This window comes from Lonsdalea britannica, from assembly GCF_002111595.1.
Lineage (GTDB): Bacteria > Pseudomonadota > Gammaproteobacteria > Enterobacterales > Enterobacteriaceae > Lonsdalea > Lonsdalea britannica.
In genome coordinates, this window is record NZ_LUTN01000001.1 from 15739 (window position 1) to 32138 (window position 16400).

The 16400-nt window shown below is 56.4% G+C and carries 8 protein-coding genes and 2 pseudogenes; 2 read left to right on the forward strand and 8 right to left on the reverse strand.

The window, feature by feature from the left end; all coding sequences use genetic code 11:
- Positions 1-104: 104 nt before the first annotated feature.
- From mdtC to AU509_RS00085, 4 genes and pseudogenes are all read right to left on the reverse strand, one after another.
- Entirely contained in the window at positions 105-3185 is a 3081-nt protein-coding gene (mdtC, locus tag AU509_RS00075; RefSeq protein ID WP_085652565.1) for a multidrug efflux RND transporter permease subunit MdtC, read from the reverse strand.
- Positions 3185-6307: an MdtB/MuxB family multidrug efflux RND transporter permease subunit gene (locus AU509_RS17865; RefSeq protein ID WP_118895249.1), complete on the reverse strand. Its 3123-nt coding sequence runs from the start codon at positions 6305-6307 to the stop codon at positions 3185-3187. The genes mdtC and AU509_RS17865 overlap by 1 nt, the downstream gene beginning before the upstream one ends.
- A 31-nt stretch (positions 6308-6338) precedes the next feature.
- Positions 6339-7535, reverse strand: a pseudogene (locus tag AU509_RS00080) (MdtA/MuxA family multidrug efflux RND transporter periplasmic adaptor subunit); the annotation flags it as partial.
- Between the two features lie 209 nt (positions 7536-7744).
- Positions 7745-8929 carry a NupC/NupG family nucleoside CNT transporter gene (locus tag AU509_RS00085; RefSeq protein WP_094117347.1) on the reverse strand — a complete coding sequence of 395 codons (1185 nt, stop codon included), beginning with the start codon at positions 8927-8929 and terminating at the stop codon, positions 7745-7747.
- A 254-nt stretch (positions 8930-9183) separates the two neighbouring features.
- On the opposite strand from AU509_RS00085, the pseudogene AU509_RS00090 reads away from it, so the two are divergent.
- Positions 9184-10148: pseudogene (locus AU509_RS00090) on the forward strand (aldo/keto reductase).
- A gap of 616 nt (positions 10149-10764) precedes the next feature.
- Here the strand turns inward: AU509_RS00090 and ompA are convergent.
- Both ompA and sulA read right to left on the reverse strand, forming a co-directional pair.
- Complete coding sequence (gene ompA, locus AU509_RS00095) at positions 10765-11817, reverse strand: porin OmpA (RefSeq protein WP_085652560.1); 1053 nt, start codon at positions 11815-11817, stop codon at positions 10765-10767.
- Between the two features lie 357 nt (positions 11818-12174).
- Complete coding sequence (gene sulA, locus AU509_RS00100) at positions 12175-12672, reverse strand: SOS-induced cell division inhibitor SulA (protein WP_094117348.1); 498 nt, start codon at positions 12670-12672, stop codon at positions 12175-12177.
- Positions 12673-12888: 216 nt separating this feature from the next.
- On the opposite strand from sulA, the gene AU509_RS00105 reads away from it, so the two are divergent.
- Positions 12889-13515: a TfoX/Sxy family DNA transformation protein gene (locus AU509_RS00105; RefSeq protein WP_094117349.1), complete on the forward strand. Its 627-nt coding sequence runs from the start codon at positions 12889-12891 to the stop codon at positions 13513-13515.
- Between the two features lie 110 nt (positions 13516-13625).
- On the opposite strand, the gene yccS is transcribed toward AU509_RS00105, so the two are convergent.
- Both yccS and AU509_RS00115 read right to left on the reverse strand, forming a co-directional pair.
- Positions 13626-15776, reverse strand: a complete 2151-nt coding sequence (gene yccS, locus AU509_RS00110) for a YccS family putative transporter (protein WP_409359737.1) — start codon at positions 15774-15776, stop codon at positions 13626-13628.
- Between the two features lie 21 nt (positions 15777-15797).
- Positions 15798-16244 (reverse strand): YccF domain-containing protein, encoded by a 447-nt coding sequence (locus tag AU509_RS00115; RefSeq protein WP_094117350.1) that lies wholly within the window; start codon positions 16242-16244, stop codon positions 15798-15800.
- Between the last annotated feature and the right edge of the window lie 156 nt (positions 16245-16400).

A 16400-nucleotide genomic window follows, 5' to 3' on the forward strand; every position in this document is an offset into this window, starting at 1 on the left:
TGACTCCTTTACCGTCTGATAAACCGAGCATTTAGGCTAACAGTCTCAGTTTGTGTGGCTATCGTAAAATTTTCACCGAGTCGGACAGTTTCTTTGAACGCCCGTCAGGGCGAATCCGGCAGCGTTACCGTACGGCGCGAGCGTCGCTGGGACAGCCGGTCAAAGAACAGATAAACCACCGGCGTGGTATAGAGCGTGAGTAGCTGACTCATGACCAGCCCGCCGACGATGGTAATTCCCAGCGGCTGGCGCAGCTCCGCGCCGTCGCCGCTGCTTAATACCAGCGGCAGCGCCCCCAGCAAGGCGGCCAGCGTGGTCATCAAAATCGGGCGGAAGCGAAGCTGACAGGCCTGAAAGATCGCTTCGCGCGCGCTGAGGTTCTGAGTCCGTTGCGCCACCAGCGCGAAGTCCACCATCATGATGGCGTTCTTTTTCACGATGCCGATCAGCAGCATGATGCCGATGAGCGCAACCAGGCTGAAAGGTTTATCAAACAGCTTCAACGCCAGCAGCGCGCCCACCCCCGCCGACGGCAGGGTAGAGATGATGGTCAGCGGGTGTACGTAGCTTTCATACAGCATCCCCAGCACGATATACACCGTGACGATGGCGGCGATGATCAGCGCCACCTGCGACGACTGCGACTGTTGGAACGCCAACGCGGTGCCAGCGAACTGGCCGCGCACGTTGGAAGGCACGCCCAGCGCGGTCATGGTTCGCTCAATGGCGAAGGTGGCATCGGACAGGCTGGCGTTCGGCGGCAGGTTGAAGGAGATCGTCGCCGCGGCGGACAGACCCTGATGGTTGACCGACAGCGGCGCGTTGGCGGGCAGCCAGCGGGCGAAATAGGACAGGGGAATCGCTTTACCGTCGCTATTGATGACGAACATTTTGTTTAGTGCGCTGGCGTCCTGCGCATAGAGCGGATCGACCACCATCACCACCTTGTACTGGTTTAACGGCTGGTAGATGGTGGAGATCTGCCGCTGCCCGAAGGCATTGTTGAGCAGGGCGTTGATATCCGACACGCTGATGCCGAGCTGAGCCAGCGTATCGCGGTCGTAGGTCAGCGCCAGTTCGGCGCCCTTGTCCTGCTGATCGGAGCTGACGTCCGCCAGCTCCGGCAGTTCGGCCAGCGCCGTGCGGATTTTCGGTTCCCACTGGCGCAGCGCGCTCAAATCGTCCGACAACAAGGTGTATTGATAGCTGGCGTTGGCCTCGCGGCCGCCCATTCGCACATCCTGCACCGCCATCAGGAACAGGCTGGCGCCCGGCTCCTTAGCCAGTTTGGACCTCAGTCTGGCAATAATCTGCTGCGAGCTGGCGCCGCGCTCCGCCAGGGGTTTCAGGCTGATAAACATCGAGCCGCTGTTGGTGCGGTTACCGCCGGTAAAGCCGGTCACGTTATCCACGGCGGGATCGCTGCTGACGGTTTTCATCAGATCCTGCATTTTGATCTTCATCGCCTGGAACGAAATGCTTTGGTCGCCCTGCACGAAGCCCATAATCCGCCCGGTATCCTGCTCCGGGAACAGCGTTTTCGGCATGTCGACATAGAGCCACACGCTGAGGCCAATGGTGCCGAACAGGACCAGCACCACCCAGCGCGCTCGCGCCAGCACCCAGTTCAGCGATAGCGCATAGCGTTCCTGTAACGCCAGCAATACGCGGTTGAATCCCCGGCGGCGCGGTTGGCTGCGGGGCGCATGCGGACGCAGCAGGCGCGCGCACATCATCGGCGTCAGAGTGAGCGAAACCACCAGCGAAATCATTATTGCCACGCACAGCGTGACGGCGAATTCACGAAACAGTCGCCCCGATAGCCCGTCCATCAGCAGGAGCGGAATGAATACGGCGATTAGCGACACGCTCATGGAGACGACGGTAAAGCCGACTTCGCGTACGCCCTGGATGGCCGCCTGCATCGGTTTGATGCCCGCTTCGATGTGGCGGGCGGTGTTTTCCAGCACCACGATCGCGTCGTCCACCACGAAGCCGGTGGCAATCGTCAGCGCCATCAACGACAGATTGTTCAGGCTAAAACCGCACAGATACATGGCGGCGAATGTGCCGATCAGCGAAATAGGCACTGCCGCCGCCGGGATCAGCGTGGCGCGTCCGGAACGCAGAAACAGGTACACCACCAGAATCACCAGCGCGACGGCGATCACCAGCGCCCGTTCTACCTCCGCCAGCGATGCGCGGATGGTGGGGGAGCGGTCCTGCGCGACGTTCAAATGTACGGAGGCGGGCAGCGTGGCGCTTAGTTCCGGCAGCGCGGCGCGGATGCTGTCGACGGTGGAGATGATGTTGGCTTCGGGCGCGCGGCGAATGATCACCAGTACGGCCGGTTCGCCGTTGGTCATCCCCGCGTTGAGCGTGTCCTGCACGGAATCTTCTACCGTGGCGACATCGCTGAGCCGCACCGGCGCGCCGTTGTTGTAGTGAACGATGAGGGGGCGGTAGACCTTCGCCGTTTTCAGCTCGTCGTTGGTTTCTATCTGCCAGTGCGTCGTCGTGTCGTTTACGCTGCCGACCGGCTGGCGCACGTTGGCGTTATCTATCGCCTCGCGAACTTCATCCAGCGATACGCCTTGATTGAACAGCGCCAGCGGGTTGAGCGAGACCCTCACCGCCGGTAGCGAACTGCCGCCAATCGTCACATCGCCCACGCCCTCCAGCTGTGAAATACGCGGATACACCTGATTGGTGGCGATATCGTACAGCTGACTGGGGGAGTAGGTGTCCGAGGTCAGCGTCATAATCATGATCGGCGCGTCGGACGGATTCACCTTGCGGTAGGTGGGGCGGCTGGCCATCCCGGAAGGCAGCAGACTTTGGGCGGCGTTGATGGCGGCTTGCACATCGCGGGCCGCGCCGTTGATATCACGATCCAGCTCGAACTGCAGAATGATGCGGGTACTGCCGAGCGAACTCATGGAGGTCATTTCGGTGATGCCCGCGATGCGGCCGAGCGCCCGCTCCAGCGGCGTCGCCACCGAGGACGCCATGGTTTCCGGCGACGCGCCCGATAGCGAGGCGGACACGGAAATCACCGGGAAGTCCACCTGCGGCAGCGGCGAAACCGGCAGCAGCCGGAAGCCGAGCACGCCGCACAGCGCAATCGCCAGCGCCAGCAGCGTGGTTGCGACGGGACGATGAATAAACAGCGCGAACAGCTTCATCAGGCTTCCCCCTGCGTTTCAGCCGGTTTGCGGCGAAGACGGAGAGACAAGCGGTCGAACAGCAGGTAAATCACCGGCGTGGTGAACAGCGTCAGCACCTGGCTCATCACCAGCCCACCGACCATACAGATGCCCAGCGGACGCCGCAGTTCGGCACCGACGCCGGTGCTCAGCATCAGCGGCAGGGCGCTGAGCAGCGCGGCCATGGTGGTCATCAGGATGGGACGGAAACGCAGGAGACAGGCCTGATAAATCGCGTCATACGGTGACATGCCCTGCTGCCGTTCGGCGGCCAGCGCGAAGTCGATCATCATGATCGCATTCTTCTTCACGATCCCGATCAGCAGAATGATCCCGATGATGGCGATGATATCCAGATCGCTCCCGGCGACCAGCAACGCCAGCAGCGCGCCCACGCCCGCGGTCGGCAACGTGGAGAGAATGGTCACCGGATGAATGAAGCTTTCGTACAGCACGCCGAGCACGATATACATCGCGATCACCGCGGCGACGACCAGCCAGACGGTGCTGGTCAGGGCGGACTGGAAGGCGAGTGTGCTGCCCTGGAAACGGGTCGTGATTTCCGATGGCAACTCCATGTTCTGCTGCGCTTTCTCGATGGCCTTGACCGCATCGCCCAGCGCATAGCCCGGCGCCAGATTAAAGGAGACTGTCGCCGCCGGGAAGCGGTCGACGTGGTTGATCGCCAGTGGTCCCTGTCGCTGTTCCACCGTGGCGATACTGCCGAGGGGGACGACGCCGCCCTCGCTATTGATGAGCCGGATGTCATCGAGGGCGGCCAATCCGTCACGCTGACGGGTGTCTTGTTCAAGCACGACGCGGTACTGGTTCGACTGGGTGTAGATGGTCGAAATCAGCCGCTGGCCGAAGGCGTTGTAGAGCGCGTTATCGATATCTGACATCGAAATGCCGAGCCGGGTGGCGCTGTCTCGGTTCACCTTCACGTAAGCGACGGCCGCCTCGTCCTGCCAGTCGCTGCTGACGTCCTGCAATTCGGGCAGGGCGGAGAGCTGTTCCACCAGCTTGGGCACCCAGGTGCTGAGCGTATCCAGCGACAGCGTCTGGACGGTCAGCTGGTACTGCGTTTTGCTGATTTGGGTATCGATGGTCAGATCCTGCACCGGCTGCAGATACAGCGTGATGCCCGGCAGCTGCGCCGTTTGCTGCTGTAAGCGCGTGATGACGTCGGTCATGCTGTCGCTGCGCTCTTCCTGCGGTTTGAGGTTGATTTGCAGCCGTCCGCTGTTCAGCGATGGGTTGGTGCCATCCACGCCAATCAGCGACGAGACGCTTTGGACGTCCGGATCTTTCATGATGATGGAGGCGACCTGCTGCTGTTTTTGCGCCATCGTGGTGAAGGACACGGTCTGAGAGGCATGCACGGTGCCCTGAATAATCCCGTTATCCTGCTGCGGGAAAAAGCCTTTCGGGATCACCAGATACAGTAAGACGGTGAGTACCAGCGTACTCAACGCCACGCACAGCGTCAGCCAGGGATGTTGCAGCACTCGGGTCAGCCCGCGGCCGTAGGCGGCGATCACCCGGTCAAAGAAGCGTTCGCTGGCGCGAGTGAAACGGTTTTGTCGCGTCAAACCTTTGTGGCTGAGCATGCGGGCGCACATCATTGGCGTCAGAGTGAGCGACACCACGGCGGAGATCAAAATGGAGATCGCCAGCGTCATCGCAAATTCGCGGAATAATCTGCCGATGATGTCCCCCATAAACAGCAGCGGGATCAGCACGGCGATCAGCGAGAACGTTAGCGAGATAATGGTAAAGCCGATTTCGCCTGCGCCCTTTAGCGCTGCGTTCAGCGGCTTCTCTCCACGTTCGATATAGCGGGCGATGTTCTCGATCACCACGATGGCATCGTCCACCACGAAACCGGTGGCGATGGTCAGCGCCATCAGCGTGAGGTTGTTGATGGAGAAGCCGAGGAAATACATGGCGGCGAAGGTGCCGATCAGCGACAGCGGCACCACGATACTGGGGATTAGCGTGGCGACCGCGTTGCGCAGGAACAGGTAGATCACCATGATGACCAGCGCAATCGCCAGAATCAGCTCAAACTGCACGTCATCGACGGAAGCGCGGATGGTGGTGGTGCGGTCCGTCAGCAGCGACATTTCAACCGACTTGGGCAGGCTGGCTTGCAGAGACGGCAGCAGACTGCGGATGTTATCCGCCGTCGCAATTACGTTGGCGCCCGGCTGGCGCTGCACGTTGATGATGATGGCCTGCTGGCGGTTCGCCCACGCGGCCAGATAGGTGTTTTCCGGCGCTTGTTCAACGGTGGCGACGTCGCGCAGCCTGACCGGCGCGCTGTTGCTCCAGGTGATGATGAGCTGACGATAGTCGTCAATCGAACGCATCTGATCGTTGGCGGACAGCGTGACCGAGCGGGCCGGCCCATCGAAGCTGCCTTTCGGCGCGTTGACGTTGGCGGCGGTGATGGCGGTGCGCACGTTTTCGCTGCTCAGCCCATAGGCGGCCAGCGCCGTCGGATTCAGCCGCACTCGAACGGAGGGGCGCTGCCCGCCTGCGAGCGAGACCAGCCCGACGCCGGAGACCTGAGAAATTTTCTGGGCGATGCGGGTTTCCACCAGATCCTGCACCTGCGTCATCGGCATCGCGGTGGAGGTCACGGCCAGAGTCATAATCGGCGGATCGGCGGGGTTGACCTTACTGTAAACCGGCGGGTTAGGCAGATCGCTGGGCAGCAGGTTGGTGGCGGCGTTAATGGCTGCCTGCACATCCTGTTCCGCGACGTCGAGCGCCAGGTTGAGCTGGAACTGTAGCGTGATCACCGAGGCGCCGCCGGCGCTTTGGCTCGACATCTGCTTCAGTCCGGAAATGCCGCCGAACTGGCGTTCCAGCGGCGCGGTCACCGCCGACGTCATGACGTCCGGGCTGGCGCCGGGATAGAGCGTGACGACCTGAATCGTCGGGTAGTCGACCTCCGGCAGCGCGGAGACGGGCAGCGCGCGGTAGCCGATGATCCCGGCCAGCAGAATCGCCACCATCAACAACGTGGTGGCGACCGGGCGCAGAATGAACAGTCTGGACGGTCCGCCGCCCTGAATCGGCGTGCTGTCCTGCATCAGGCGTCTCCGCTTTTTTCGCCTGGCGATCTTTACCGGCGGTCGTGGGCGTTTGCTCGGTGGAGGCGGAAGGGATCACGTCGACCTTCATACCTTCCGTCAGACGGTCGATGCCGTCCGTCACGACCTGTTCGCCTGCATTCAGACCGCTGTTGACGACCACGTTCTGCCCGTACTGGATACCAATGGAAATCAGATGCTTGCTCGCCTGATTTTTGTCATTCAGCAGCCAGACGAAGTGGCCCTCGTTGCCCATTTGCACGGCGGCGGCGGGCGCGATGACCGCGTTTTGCAACGTATCCACCTTCATCCGAATATTCACAAACTGATTGGGAAACAGGAGGTCGTCACTGTTTTCAAAACGCGCTTTCAGCTTGATGGTGCCGGTGGTGGTGTCGATCTGGTTATCCATGCTGAGCAGTTGGCCCTGGGACAGCATCTGCTGGTTGGCGCGGTCCCAGGCTTCGACGACGACGGGCTGACCGGATTTCTGAGCTTTAAGAATCGTGGCGATACTGTCTTCCGGCAGCGAGAAAACGGCGTCGATTGGGTGCGTTTGCGTCAGCACCAGCAGGTTATCGGTGCTGGTGATGTAGTTGCCGATATCCACCTGCCGTAGCCCGACGCGTCCGCTGGCGGGCGCGGTGATCTTGCTGTAATCCAGCTGGAGCTGCGCGCTGTCCAGTGCGCCCTGATCGGACTCAACGGTGGCTTCGTACTGTTTCACCAGCGAGGACTGGGTGTCCAGCTCCTGACGCGACACCAAATTGGTTTTTACCAGCCCTTGGTAACGCGCCAGATCCTGACGCGCGTTGGCGAGCAGCGCCTTGTCCTTGGCTAACTGTCCTTTCGCCTGCGTGACTTCAACCACAAACGGCCGTGGGTCGATTTCCGCCAGCAATGCGCCGGCGGCGACCTGCTGGCCTTCTTCGAAGTGCAGCGCCATCAGTTGTCCGCTGACCCGGCTACGCACGGTGACGGTATTTGCCGACGTGACGGTGCCGAGTCCGGTCAGGTAGTAAGGCACCGAGGCGGTGAACGAGCGCGCGACTTGCACCGGCGGCGTGGTCATGGAACGACGACCTTCGCCTCTGCCGCCGCTGGACGCGGTTTTCGCCGTTGAGCCTGCGGGCGGGGTAGTCGTGGAGTGGAAATATCGCCACGCAATAACCACGACGGCGATAACGGCGATCAAAGACAGCAAGCGGAAGAGACGTTTGGTATTCATAGTGATGAAACGAGATCTCCAATGCCCCAAACCGGGGGTTAGCAAAGAATTAAGGTGCTTAAGCTATAGGGTGAACGGCGTATAACTATAGAGAGTAAATAAGAAACATAAATGATGACAATAGGGAAGCGATCTTCGTGCGGATAAAAAAATACCCGGTCATTGTTGGATGGCCGGGTAGTGTTAACCGAGGGAAGAGCAGAAAAGGCTTAGAGCACCAGTCCGGCGATGGCCGCAGACAGCAGGCTCACCAGCGTGGAACCGTAAACCAGCTTCAGACCGAAGCGAGAGACGGTGTTGCCCTGTGCTTCGTTTAGGCCTTTAATCGCCCCAGCCACAATGCCGATGGAAGAGAAGTTGGCGAAGGAAACCAGGAATACCGACAGAATCCCCACGCTGCGTGGAGACAGCTGGGCGGAAACTTTCTGCAATTCCATCATGGCAACGAATTCGTTAGACACCAGTTTGGTCGCCATAATGCCGCCGACTTGCAGGGCTTCATTCGCTGGGATACCCATGATCCAGGCGAACGGATAGAAGAAGTAGCCGAGAATTTCCTGGAAGCTAAGGCCAAAGAGGGCGCTGAACAGGGCGTTAACGGCGGCGATCAGCGCGATAAAACCAATCAGCATGGCGGATACGATGACGGCCACTTTGAAACCGGTGAGGATGTAATCTCCCAGCATTTCGAAGAAGCTCTGATTCTCGTGCAGGTTGCTGAGTTGCAGTTCCGGCTCTTCATCAACGCTGTAGGGATTGATCAGGGACAGGACGATGAACGTACTGAACATGTTGAGCACCAGCGCGGCCACGACGAATTTGGGGTCCAGCATGGTCATGTAAGCGCCGACGATAGACATGGACACGGTGGACATTGCCGTCGCCGCCATCGTGTACATCCGCTTCTCCGACATCTTGCCCAGAATATCTTTATAGGCGATGAAGTTTTCCGACTGTCCCAAAATCAGCGAGCTCACCGCGTTGAAAGATTCCAGTTTGCCCATCCCGTTCACTTTTGACAGCAAGGTACCGATTACGCGGATGATAAAAGGCAGAACTTTGATGTATTGCAGGATACCAATCAGTGCGGAGATGAAGACGATGGGGCAGAGTACTTTGAGGAAGAAAAAGGCCAGACCTTGAGCATTCATGTTGCCAAAGACGAAGTTGGTGCCTTCGGCGGCAAAACCGAGCAACTTGTCGAAGAGTCCCGCAAATCCGGTGACGAAACCCAACCCTACGGAAGAGTAGAGGAAGAAGTACGCCAGCACGATTTCAATGACTAACAGCTGGATAATGTAGCGGATACGGATGCTTTTTCGATCGCGGCAGATCAAAAGCGCGAGTCCGGCGATAACGATTAACGCGAGGACGAATTGCACGAGATGGGACATGTTTGCTCCAGATATGATACAGGCCAAGTTTTGTACACTATGTCGGCAACCTGAGTGCCAATAATGACAGTAGGGATACAAGGGGCGGATTATATATTGGAAAATAACCTAAACTAAAGCATTGCTCCCATAGCATTAACTTTTATCGGTGCCGATGCGGTGAGGATCTGCGCGGCATTGCTTCCATATTGTACGAGTGTGGCCGCGTTTCTGCGGTCGTCTCAAGGCGAGTTTACACAAAAAGGAGATTGCCTATGACTGCTTCAACCCCTTCCCGAGAACTGGGACGTTCCGGGATCCACGTTCCTGTGATCACTTTTGGCGGTAACGTCTTCGGCTGGACTATTGATGAGCCGACCTCGTTTAACCTGTTGGACGCATTGGTCGATCAGGGACTTAATTTTATTGATACGGCGGATGTGTACTCCGTATGGGCAGACGGCAACCAGGGCGGTGAATCGGAAACGATTATCGGCAACTGGCTGAAGAAAAGCGGCCAACGCGACAACGTCATTATCGCGACCAAAGTCGGTATGGAGATGGGAGATGGCGGCAAGGGACTCGCTCCCGCTATATTCGCCGCGCTGTAGAGGATTCACTTCGTCGTCTGAAAACAGATTATATCGATCTCTATCAGGCCCACACCGATGATAAATCGACGCCGTTGGAGGATACACTGTCGACGTTCGATGCGTTAATCCGCGAGGGTAAGGTTCGTGCTATCGGCGCTTCGAATTATGAGGCTGACCGGTTGGCTCAGGCGCTGCAAATCAGTAAAGACCACCAGTTGGCTCGTTATGAAACGTTGCAGCCTGAATACAATCTGTACGACAGGCAGCATTATGAATCGGGTCTGGAAGCCTTAGCCAAAGAGCATGGGCTGGGCGTCATCAGCTATTATTCTCTGGCCAGCGGATTTTTGTCCGGCAAATATCGTCACCCGGAAGATGCGTCCAAAAGTTTACGCGGCAAGGGCGTGGTGGAACGCTATCTGAATGAACGGGGCGTGCGCATTGTTGAGGCGTTGGATAAAGTCGCGAAAGCGCATGGCGTGTCGTCAAGCCAGGTCGCGCTGGCTTGGTTGATCGCGCGCCCGAGCGTCACTTCACCTATTGCCAGCGCTACGTCGGTGGAACAGGTCGCCGAACTGGCTGCGGCCACTCGGTTGTCACTGACGGCGGACGATATTGATGCATTGAATAGCGCAAGCCAATATTGATGAGTTAAACATAAGCGCGCGTACTTGTTTTAGACAGGGCGCGCGTAGCCGTCCATTTTGGCGGCGCATTCATATTTGATCCCAATTGTGGGGAAGATGACGAACGCTAAAACGAAAGATTGCGTATGTCGTTATTACCACTCACTTATTTTTTCCCTTCACGCTCTGTGACGACAAGGTCGATGGTTTTGTCACAGGCATCCTTTTTATTTTTTGTACCGGTTCCCTTCCTCATACTTACGCGTTTATTTAGTTTTCATATTATTGATTGTCACGATAAAAGTGTGCCTATTCTTTGCGGCGTTAAAAATTAGCAGGGAAAGGACTGGGTCTTTAGGAAATGAAAACGCAATGGAAGATAAATGAGTTCTTTTATTTTAACGAGACGGAATTATTAAAAATCATACGAATGAATTTCGGGCGAAGAGAATAGTTTGGTGTGGGACGTATCAATAAAAAGAGAAAAGATCCAGGCGGTATGTCGAGTCGACGATTTAGATTTAACCAAGCGATGAAAATAAAAAAATGGCCCCTGAAAATCAGGGGCCATTAATCATTCTTGGAATATGACGCAGTGAAGCACTACGTCATTATTTTCCGTGAAAAGCGAGTGCGATTAAGCCTGCGGCTGAGTCACAACGTCTTTGATGCCTTTCACTTCGATTTCTACGCGGCGATCCGGGGCCAGGCAGTCGATCAGGGCTTTACGGCCTTTCACGCTGTCACAGGTAGAACCGGTAACCGGGTTGGACTCACCAAGACCACGGGCAGAGATTTTGTCAGACGGGATGCCTTTGGCAACCAGGTAGTCAACGACGCTCTGAGCACGGCGAGTGGACAGGCCTTCGTTATACTGTTCTGAACCCAGACGGTCAGTGAAGCCCAGGACAACAACGGAACCGTCTTTAGGATCCATGGTGCTCAGCTGAGTGTACAGCTGGTCCAGAGAGCTCTGGCCTTCAGGACGCAGTTCTGCTTTGTTGAAAGTGAACAGAACGTCAGATTTCAGAGTGAAGCGTTTGGTCTGAACAACCGGAGCCGGAGCCGGAGTCGGTGCTACGACCGGAGCCGGAGTTTCCTGACCGAAACGGTAAGAAACGCCAACGCTCAGCATGCCGTTATCAGGACGACCACCAACGGTGCCTGCGTCGCCGATGTTGTTAACCCACTGGTAGTCCAAACGAGTAGCCCAGTTTTTGGTTACTGCGTATTCCAGACCTACTGCAGCCATCGGAGAAATACCGGTGTCGTTGCCGCCGCGACCAGTCACGTCGTCGTGGCTGTCAGCACGCCAGAAGAAACCACCCAGACGAGTGTAAACGTCCAGATCGTCAACGATCGGGTAGCTCAGTTTGGCAGCCAGCTGAACGCCTTGTGCTTTGAAGTTACCACGGTTTTCACCGGTGTACTTCATGCGGCCCAGCCAGTCGTAACCCAGTTCGAAGCCCAGGTATTGGTTAGCCTGGTAACCACCAAAGGCGCCTGCGCCCAGCTGGTTTTCGTGCGGGGAGTTAGTGGTTTGGTAACCGTTGCCGTACAGGCCAGTGTCATGGAACTGAGACCAGCCCAGTTTGGCGCCTGCGTACCAGGTATTGTCGTTCGGTGCTGCTTGAGCTACGGAAGCCAAGCCAGCCAGTGCCACTGCAACTGCGATAGCTGTTTTTTTCATTTTACGCCTCATTATCATCCAAACAGGTAATTAACTCTTCGAGTTAATAAACCTTTGGTTAAAATCTTTTGAAGGAGACATTGCTCTTAATTATTCTCACCAGTCAGCTGATGTTATATGAAGAGCAACTCCTGCGGGTAAAGTCTACAACGTGATGCAAAAGTTACAAGTATGATGTTAGAAGCCCCAGACAAAAACCTAGCGTTTCACACATACTTACTAACAAATAATAGATTAAATTGTCAGTTTGGACAGAATATTTATGAGAGGTGATGGGTGGGGGGGAGTAAAGAACTCAATGCCTGCGGGGGATCTTTAACTTAGCGGATTTCCCCCGTAGGAATACTCTTAATTTACTTAATGATACAATCTGGAGTGAATCTTTAACGTAGAAAATGGTCTGTAGATGGCTTTTCGCTCTGGCCGCATGATAAATCCGTAGGTATTTCCGCTTTCCGCCGCTTCGCGCAGGCGCATTTTTTCTTCATTTTCCAGCTCCGTTGGCAACCAGCACAACACCGCGCTGTAATTCCCCGTTCTCAAGGCTTTTTCCATTGCCTCTAACGTCCCTGCCGGGTCGATATGATGGAGTTCAATCATTTTGTCGAGCGGTAAGCCCGCTTGTTGAAGCCAGGTGCGGCTAAGTTTTTGCTGCGGCGCCAGCCACAACAGCCAGCGAGACTGCATTCCTAATTGCTGCAACAGCGGCAGCAGCAGGGGCGCGAGAATAGGCTGATCGTCGCTGTAGACAATTTCACTGATGATGCCGCCGCCGTGAGGGGCGACCGCGGGCGCATCCTGCGTACGTAAAGAAGACTGAGAAAAGCGGCGAGCGTTGACGAGTTGTGTGCGCATAAGTGAATTCCACCGGCAGGGTTACTGTATGCGCATACAGTAATGCGTGTATAAATAAAGATCAATCGGAATTTGAAAGCGCCTCGCATAATTTACAGGGAATGTCTAGCAACGCCATTTTGTGTTTGAGGCAACCGTTTTCGTATGCTTAATTACTTGTTCCCGTTACGTATATTGCGATTCAGCAATTAGGGTGAACATGATAAGGACAATGTTATGAAGCAGTTATGCGAAAAAAGGATTCGGCAGTCTAAGTACGTTTTTTCCTCTTTGGGAACCATTAGTTCCCGGTCTCAATTTGGCGGCTACAGCATCGCAGCAGACAAGATTATCTTCGCGCTGGTGTCTAACGGTGAACTTTATCTGCGGGCGTCGCGACAGCATGAAGTGCATTTTCGCGCCCGGGAGATGGTGAGCATGGTTTACACCAACCGCGGCGTGCCGGTCCCGTTGAACTACTACGAGGTGGACAATACCTTGTGGAACAACGAACCGGAACTCCTGCAACTGGCGTCATTGTCGCTGGAAGGGGCCCGGCATGATAAAGCCATCAAGACGCGAAGTATCCGATTGAAAGACCTACCCAACCTTAATCACTATTTAGAACGGCAACTGTGGAAAGCCGGGATTCGCAACATTGAACAGTTGCATGAACTGGGGGAGATACAGACCTTTCTTCGTTTGAGCGTCGTCAGGCACGATCTCAATCTCAGCGTATTGCTGGCGCTGGCGGGCGCCATTCGTGGCGTTCATCAGGCCGCGTTGCCGGAACATGTGCGCCAAGAACTGATTGAGTGGTTTAAACACCACCTTGCGAGTCAGGGGAAACGGCCTAAACACTGATGGGGTGGTCATTCTAGCGAAGTGTGAATTTCCGTGCGCGCAGGGGTTGTGCGGCGCGCACGGGGTTCTGGCTGAACGGCGATGCAGACAAGATCTCTAAGTTTAAGGAGTTACGCCTGCGTTGGGCTGGCCGGTAGTTCCGCCATCTGGTCTTTCAACGCTTCTAGCTCCGGCAGCAGCTCAATCATGAGACCAATCTGCTGCAACACCAGCTGATCCTTACTCTCAGACTCCGGATTGGCAGCGTGGATACGTTCCTCCAGCGACGCCAGGCGCTGACTGAGTTGGCTTCGATCGTTGCCGTCGTGATGCAAAGCGTCGTCCATGTAGCACACGGCGTCATCCAGCAGCTGTAGCGTTTCTGACGACGTCAGTTTTTCGCGATGAGCGCCCAGCGTGGAGATATAGCTCAGCAACGTGTGGTTCAGACACATCAAGCGAAAAGCATGCTCGCGTTTTTCTTTGGTCGCATGCGGCTCAACGGACATATTAGAAACCACCGACGCCAGCTCGGCATCGCTGTTGTGAGCATCGCGGCGGGCGATACGGTACGCCAGGCTGTTATTTTTCCCCTGATGGTACTGCTCCATAATCGCATCCAGATAGCGGCAGTTGGCATACAGCGTTTTATTGACGACCGCCGGAAGAGCGCGAAAACGCCAGTCGGGCCAGATAAAGCTGACTGCCGCCCAGGCGATGCCACAGCCGATCAGCGTATCGAGTACCCTCGGCACAGTGACTTCGTATCCTTCACCCAACAGGTTGAAGCACAGCAGCACCAGCAGGGTAATAAACAGGGTCGCATGGGCGTACTGCACGGTGCGGAAGGCGAAAAACAGCACGCCGCTGATCACGATCAGCGTCATTTGTCCTTCTATCGACGGCACGAAATAGAGGATGGGCAGCCCGAACAACACCCCGGCCAATGTGCCGATGACGCGCAGCGTGAGGCGATGGCGCGTCGCGTTATAGTTCGGCTGGCAGACAAACAGGCTGGTAAGCAGAATCCAATAGCCGTGTTGCAGATGAGTGACCTGAATAAATGCATAACCGCCGCACAGCAGTACGGACATCCGCACGGCATGACGGAATAGCGCCGATTTCGGCGTGAGGTGGCGGCTGATACGCAGGCAGATATCGCTCCAGCCGGTGATTTTATCATCCGCCAGCAGCCGGTTTTCCTTCTGCCCATCTTGTTCGACGGACTGCTCGGATTCGATGGTGGCAAGCTGGGCGTCGATGGCGCGCAGATTGTTAATCAGGTGGCGCATGGCTTTCAACTGCGGGGCCGCCGTTCCCTGCGTCGCCAGTTTTTCGAGGGTCAGCTCCAGATGCGCAAAGGCTTTTTCGATGCGCGGATCGTGCTGGTACTTCTGATGCAGCAAGATGGACTGGGCCAGCTGTTCACAGGCGCGAGATTGCATCGACAGCAGACGCTGAAAACGAAACAGCGCATCGCTGTAGCGCAGCGTTTCGCGCAGTTGCGCATACTGAACATGGGAAGAGCTGGCGCGCTCGTGAATATCCTGCGCGACGAAATAGTAGTGCAGCGTTCTGCGCGTACTGCGCTGACCGCGATCGCCCCGCAGGCGGGTCAGCAGCGAAGACTTGGCCTGGTTGAGCGTGTCGACCAGTTGCCCGTTGGCCATCGCCACATCAATCAGCGGCTGGTTGTCGTCTTCGGTATCGGGATCAAACAGGTTGGATTTGGCATCGAGGTAGTGTGCAAGCTGATGATAGCAGCGCGCCAGACTATCCTGCAGGGGACGGATGGGGAAGAGAATGTGCCCGAACAGCGTGAGCAGGTTGTACCATAACGCGCCGACCAGCAGTAAAGCGGGCTGCTGATACCAGTTGTCGTAGAGCGAAATCCCGAGCATGGTGTAAATGGCGATCAGCAGCGCGCCGAAGGCAATTGTGGCATAGCGCTGTCCCAGCGCGCCCAGCAGAATAAATCCGCAGGTGGACAGCGCGAGTCCAATACCAAACAGCCACGGGTAGGGGAACAGCAGTTCGATGGAGACTGAGGCGATCAAAAAACAGCCCAGCGTGATGAGTAAATTCATCAAGCGTCCCGTCAGTCGATCGTCCAGATCCGCCAGCGCGGCGGCAACTACGCCGAGCGTAAGAGGAATCGTGGTGGTCGGAATATCCAGCCACCAGGGAACGACGGCAGCGCCCGCCAGCGCCAAAAAAATACGAATGTTGTAGAGCCAGTTACTGTTATAGATATACCGGCGCAGGGAGGCTGTTAGAGTCACGATCACGATAAGTCCGCCTGATTACTGAAAACGGCGTCGGGCATTGGCTTCCCGCGCGGCTCGAGCTTCTTCCACGGAGACCACGCGGCGACCAACCGGCCAGAGTGCAATGGCTGCAATTTTGAAGTTGGCGATGCCGACCGGAATGCCGATAACGGTTAGACACTGCGCAATCCCGCAGGTGATGTGTGAAAGACACAGCCACCAGCCGAAAAAAATCACCCAAAAGACATTCAACAGCGTGCCGCCTACATTCAGTAAAGGGTTTTTTTCGGCAGGGCGCAACTCGTCGACGTGTACGGCTTCATTACCGTAGGGCAGCAGCGATAGCTTGGTGATTTCCCAGCAGGAGCGGGTCAGGGGAAGCGTAAATATCAATAGGATGCTGACGCAGGTTGCCAGGAGCCAGGCTAACGTGGTGAAAAATCCGCCCAGGACAAAATTCAGAATGTTGAGCACGGTGCGCATAGTTTCTCCAGGACTGGTGTTTTGAATCAAACTCTATGATGAAGAAAGAATTATCACATTATTGGCAACGATATCCTAACCCGTTTTTATGGCTAGAGCGTGCGACGGCATAGCAGTTAAACTAGCGATTAAACGACAAGATCTCACAAGGTATGG

Bases quoted from the DNA above. Each gene is read 5' to 3' on its own strand.
- mdtC (WP_085652565.1), bottom strand. From the start codon at position 3,185: ATGAAGCTGTTCGCGCTGTTTATTCATCGTCCCGTCGCAACCACGCTG.
- AU509_RS17865 (WP_118895249.1), bottom strand. From the start codon at position 6,307: ATGCAGGACAGCACGCCGATTCAGGGCGGCGGACCGTCCAGACTGTTC.
- AU509_RS00085 (WP_094117347.1), bottom strand. From the start codon at position 8,929: ATGTCCCATCTCGTGCAATTCGTCCTCGCGTTAATCGTTATCGCCGGA.
- ompA (WP_085652560.1), bottom strand. From the start codon at position 11,817: ATGAAAAAAACAGCTATCGCAGTTGCAGTGGCACTGGCTGGCTTGGCT.
- sulA (WP_094117348.1), bottom strand. From the start codon at position 12,672: ATGCGCACACAACTCGTCAACGCTCGCCGCTTTTCTCAGTCTTCTTTA.
- AU509_RS00105 (WP_094117349.1), top strand. From the start codon at position 12,889: ATGAAGCAGTTATGCGAAAAAAGGATTCGGCAGTCTAAGTACGTTTTT.
- AU509_RS00115 (WP_094117350.1), bottom strand. From the start codon at position 16,244: ATGCGCACCGTGCTCAACATTCTGAATTTTGTCCTGGGCGGATTTTTC.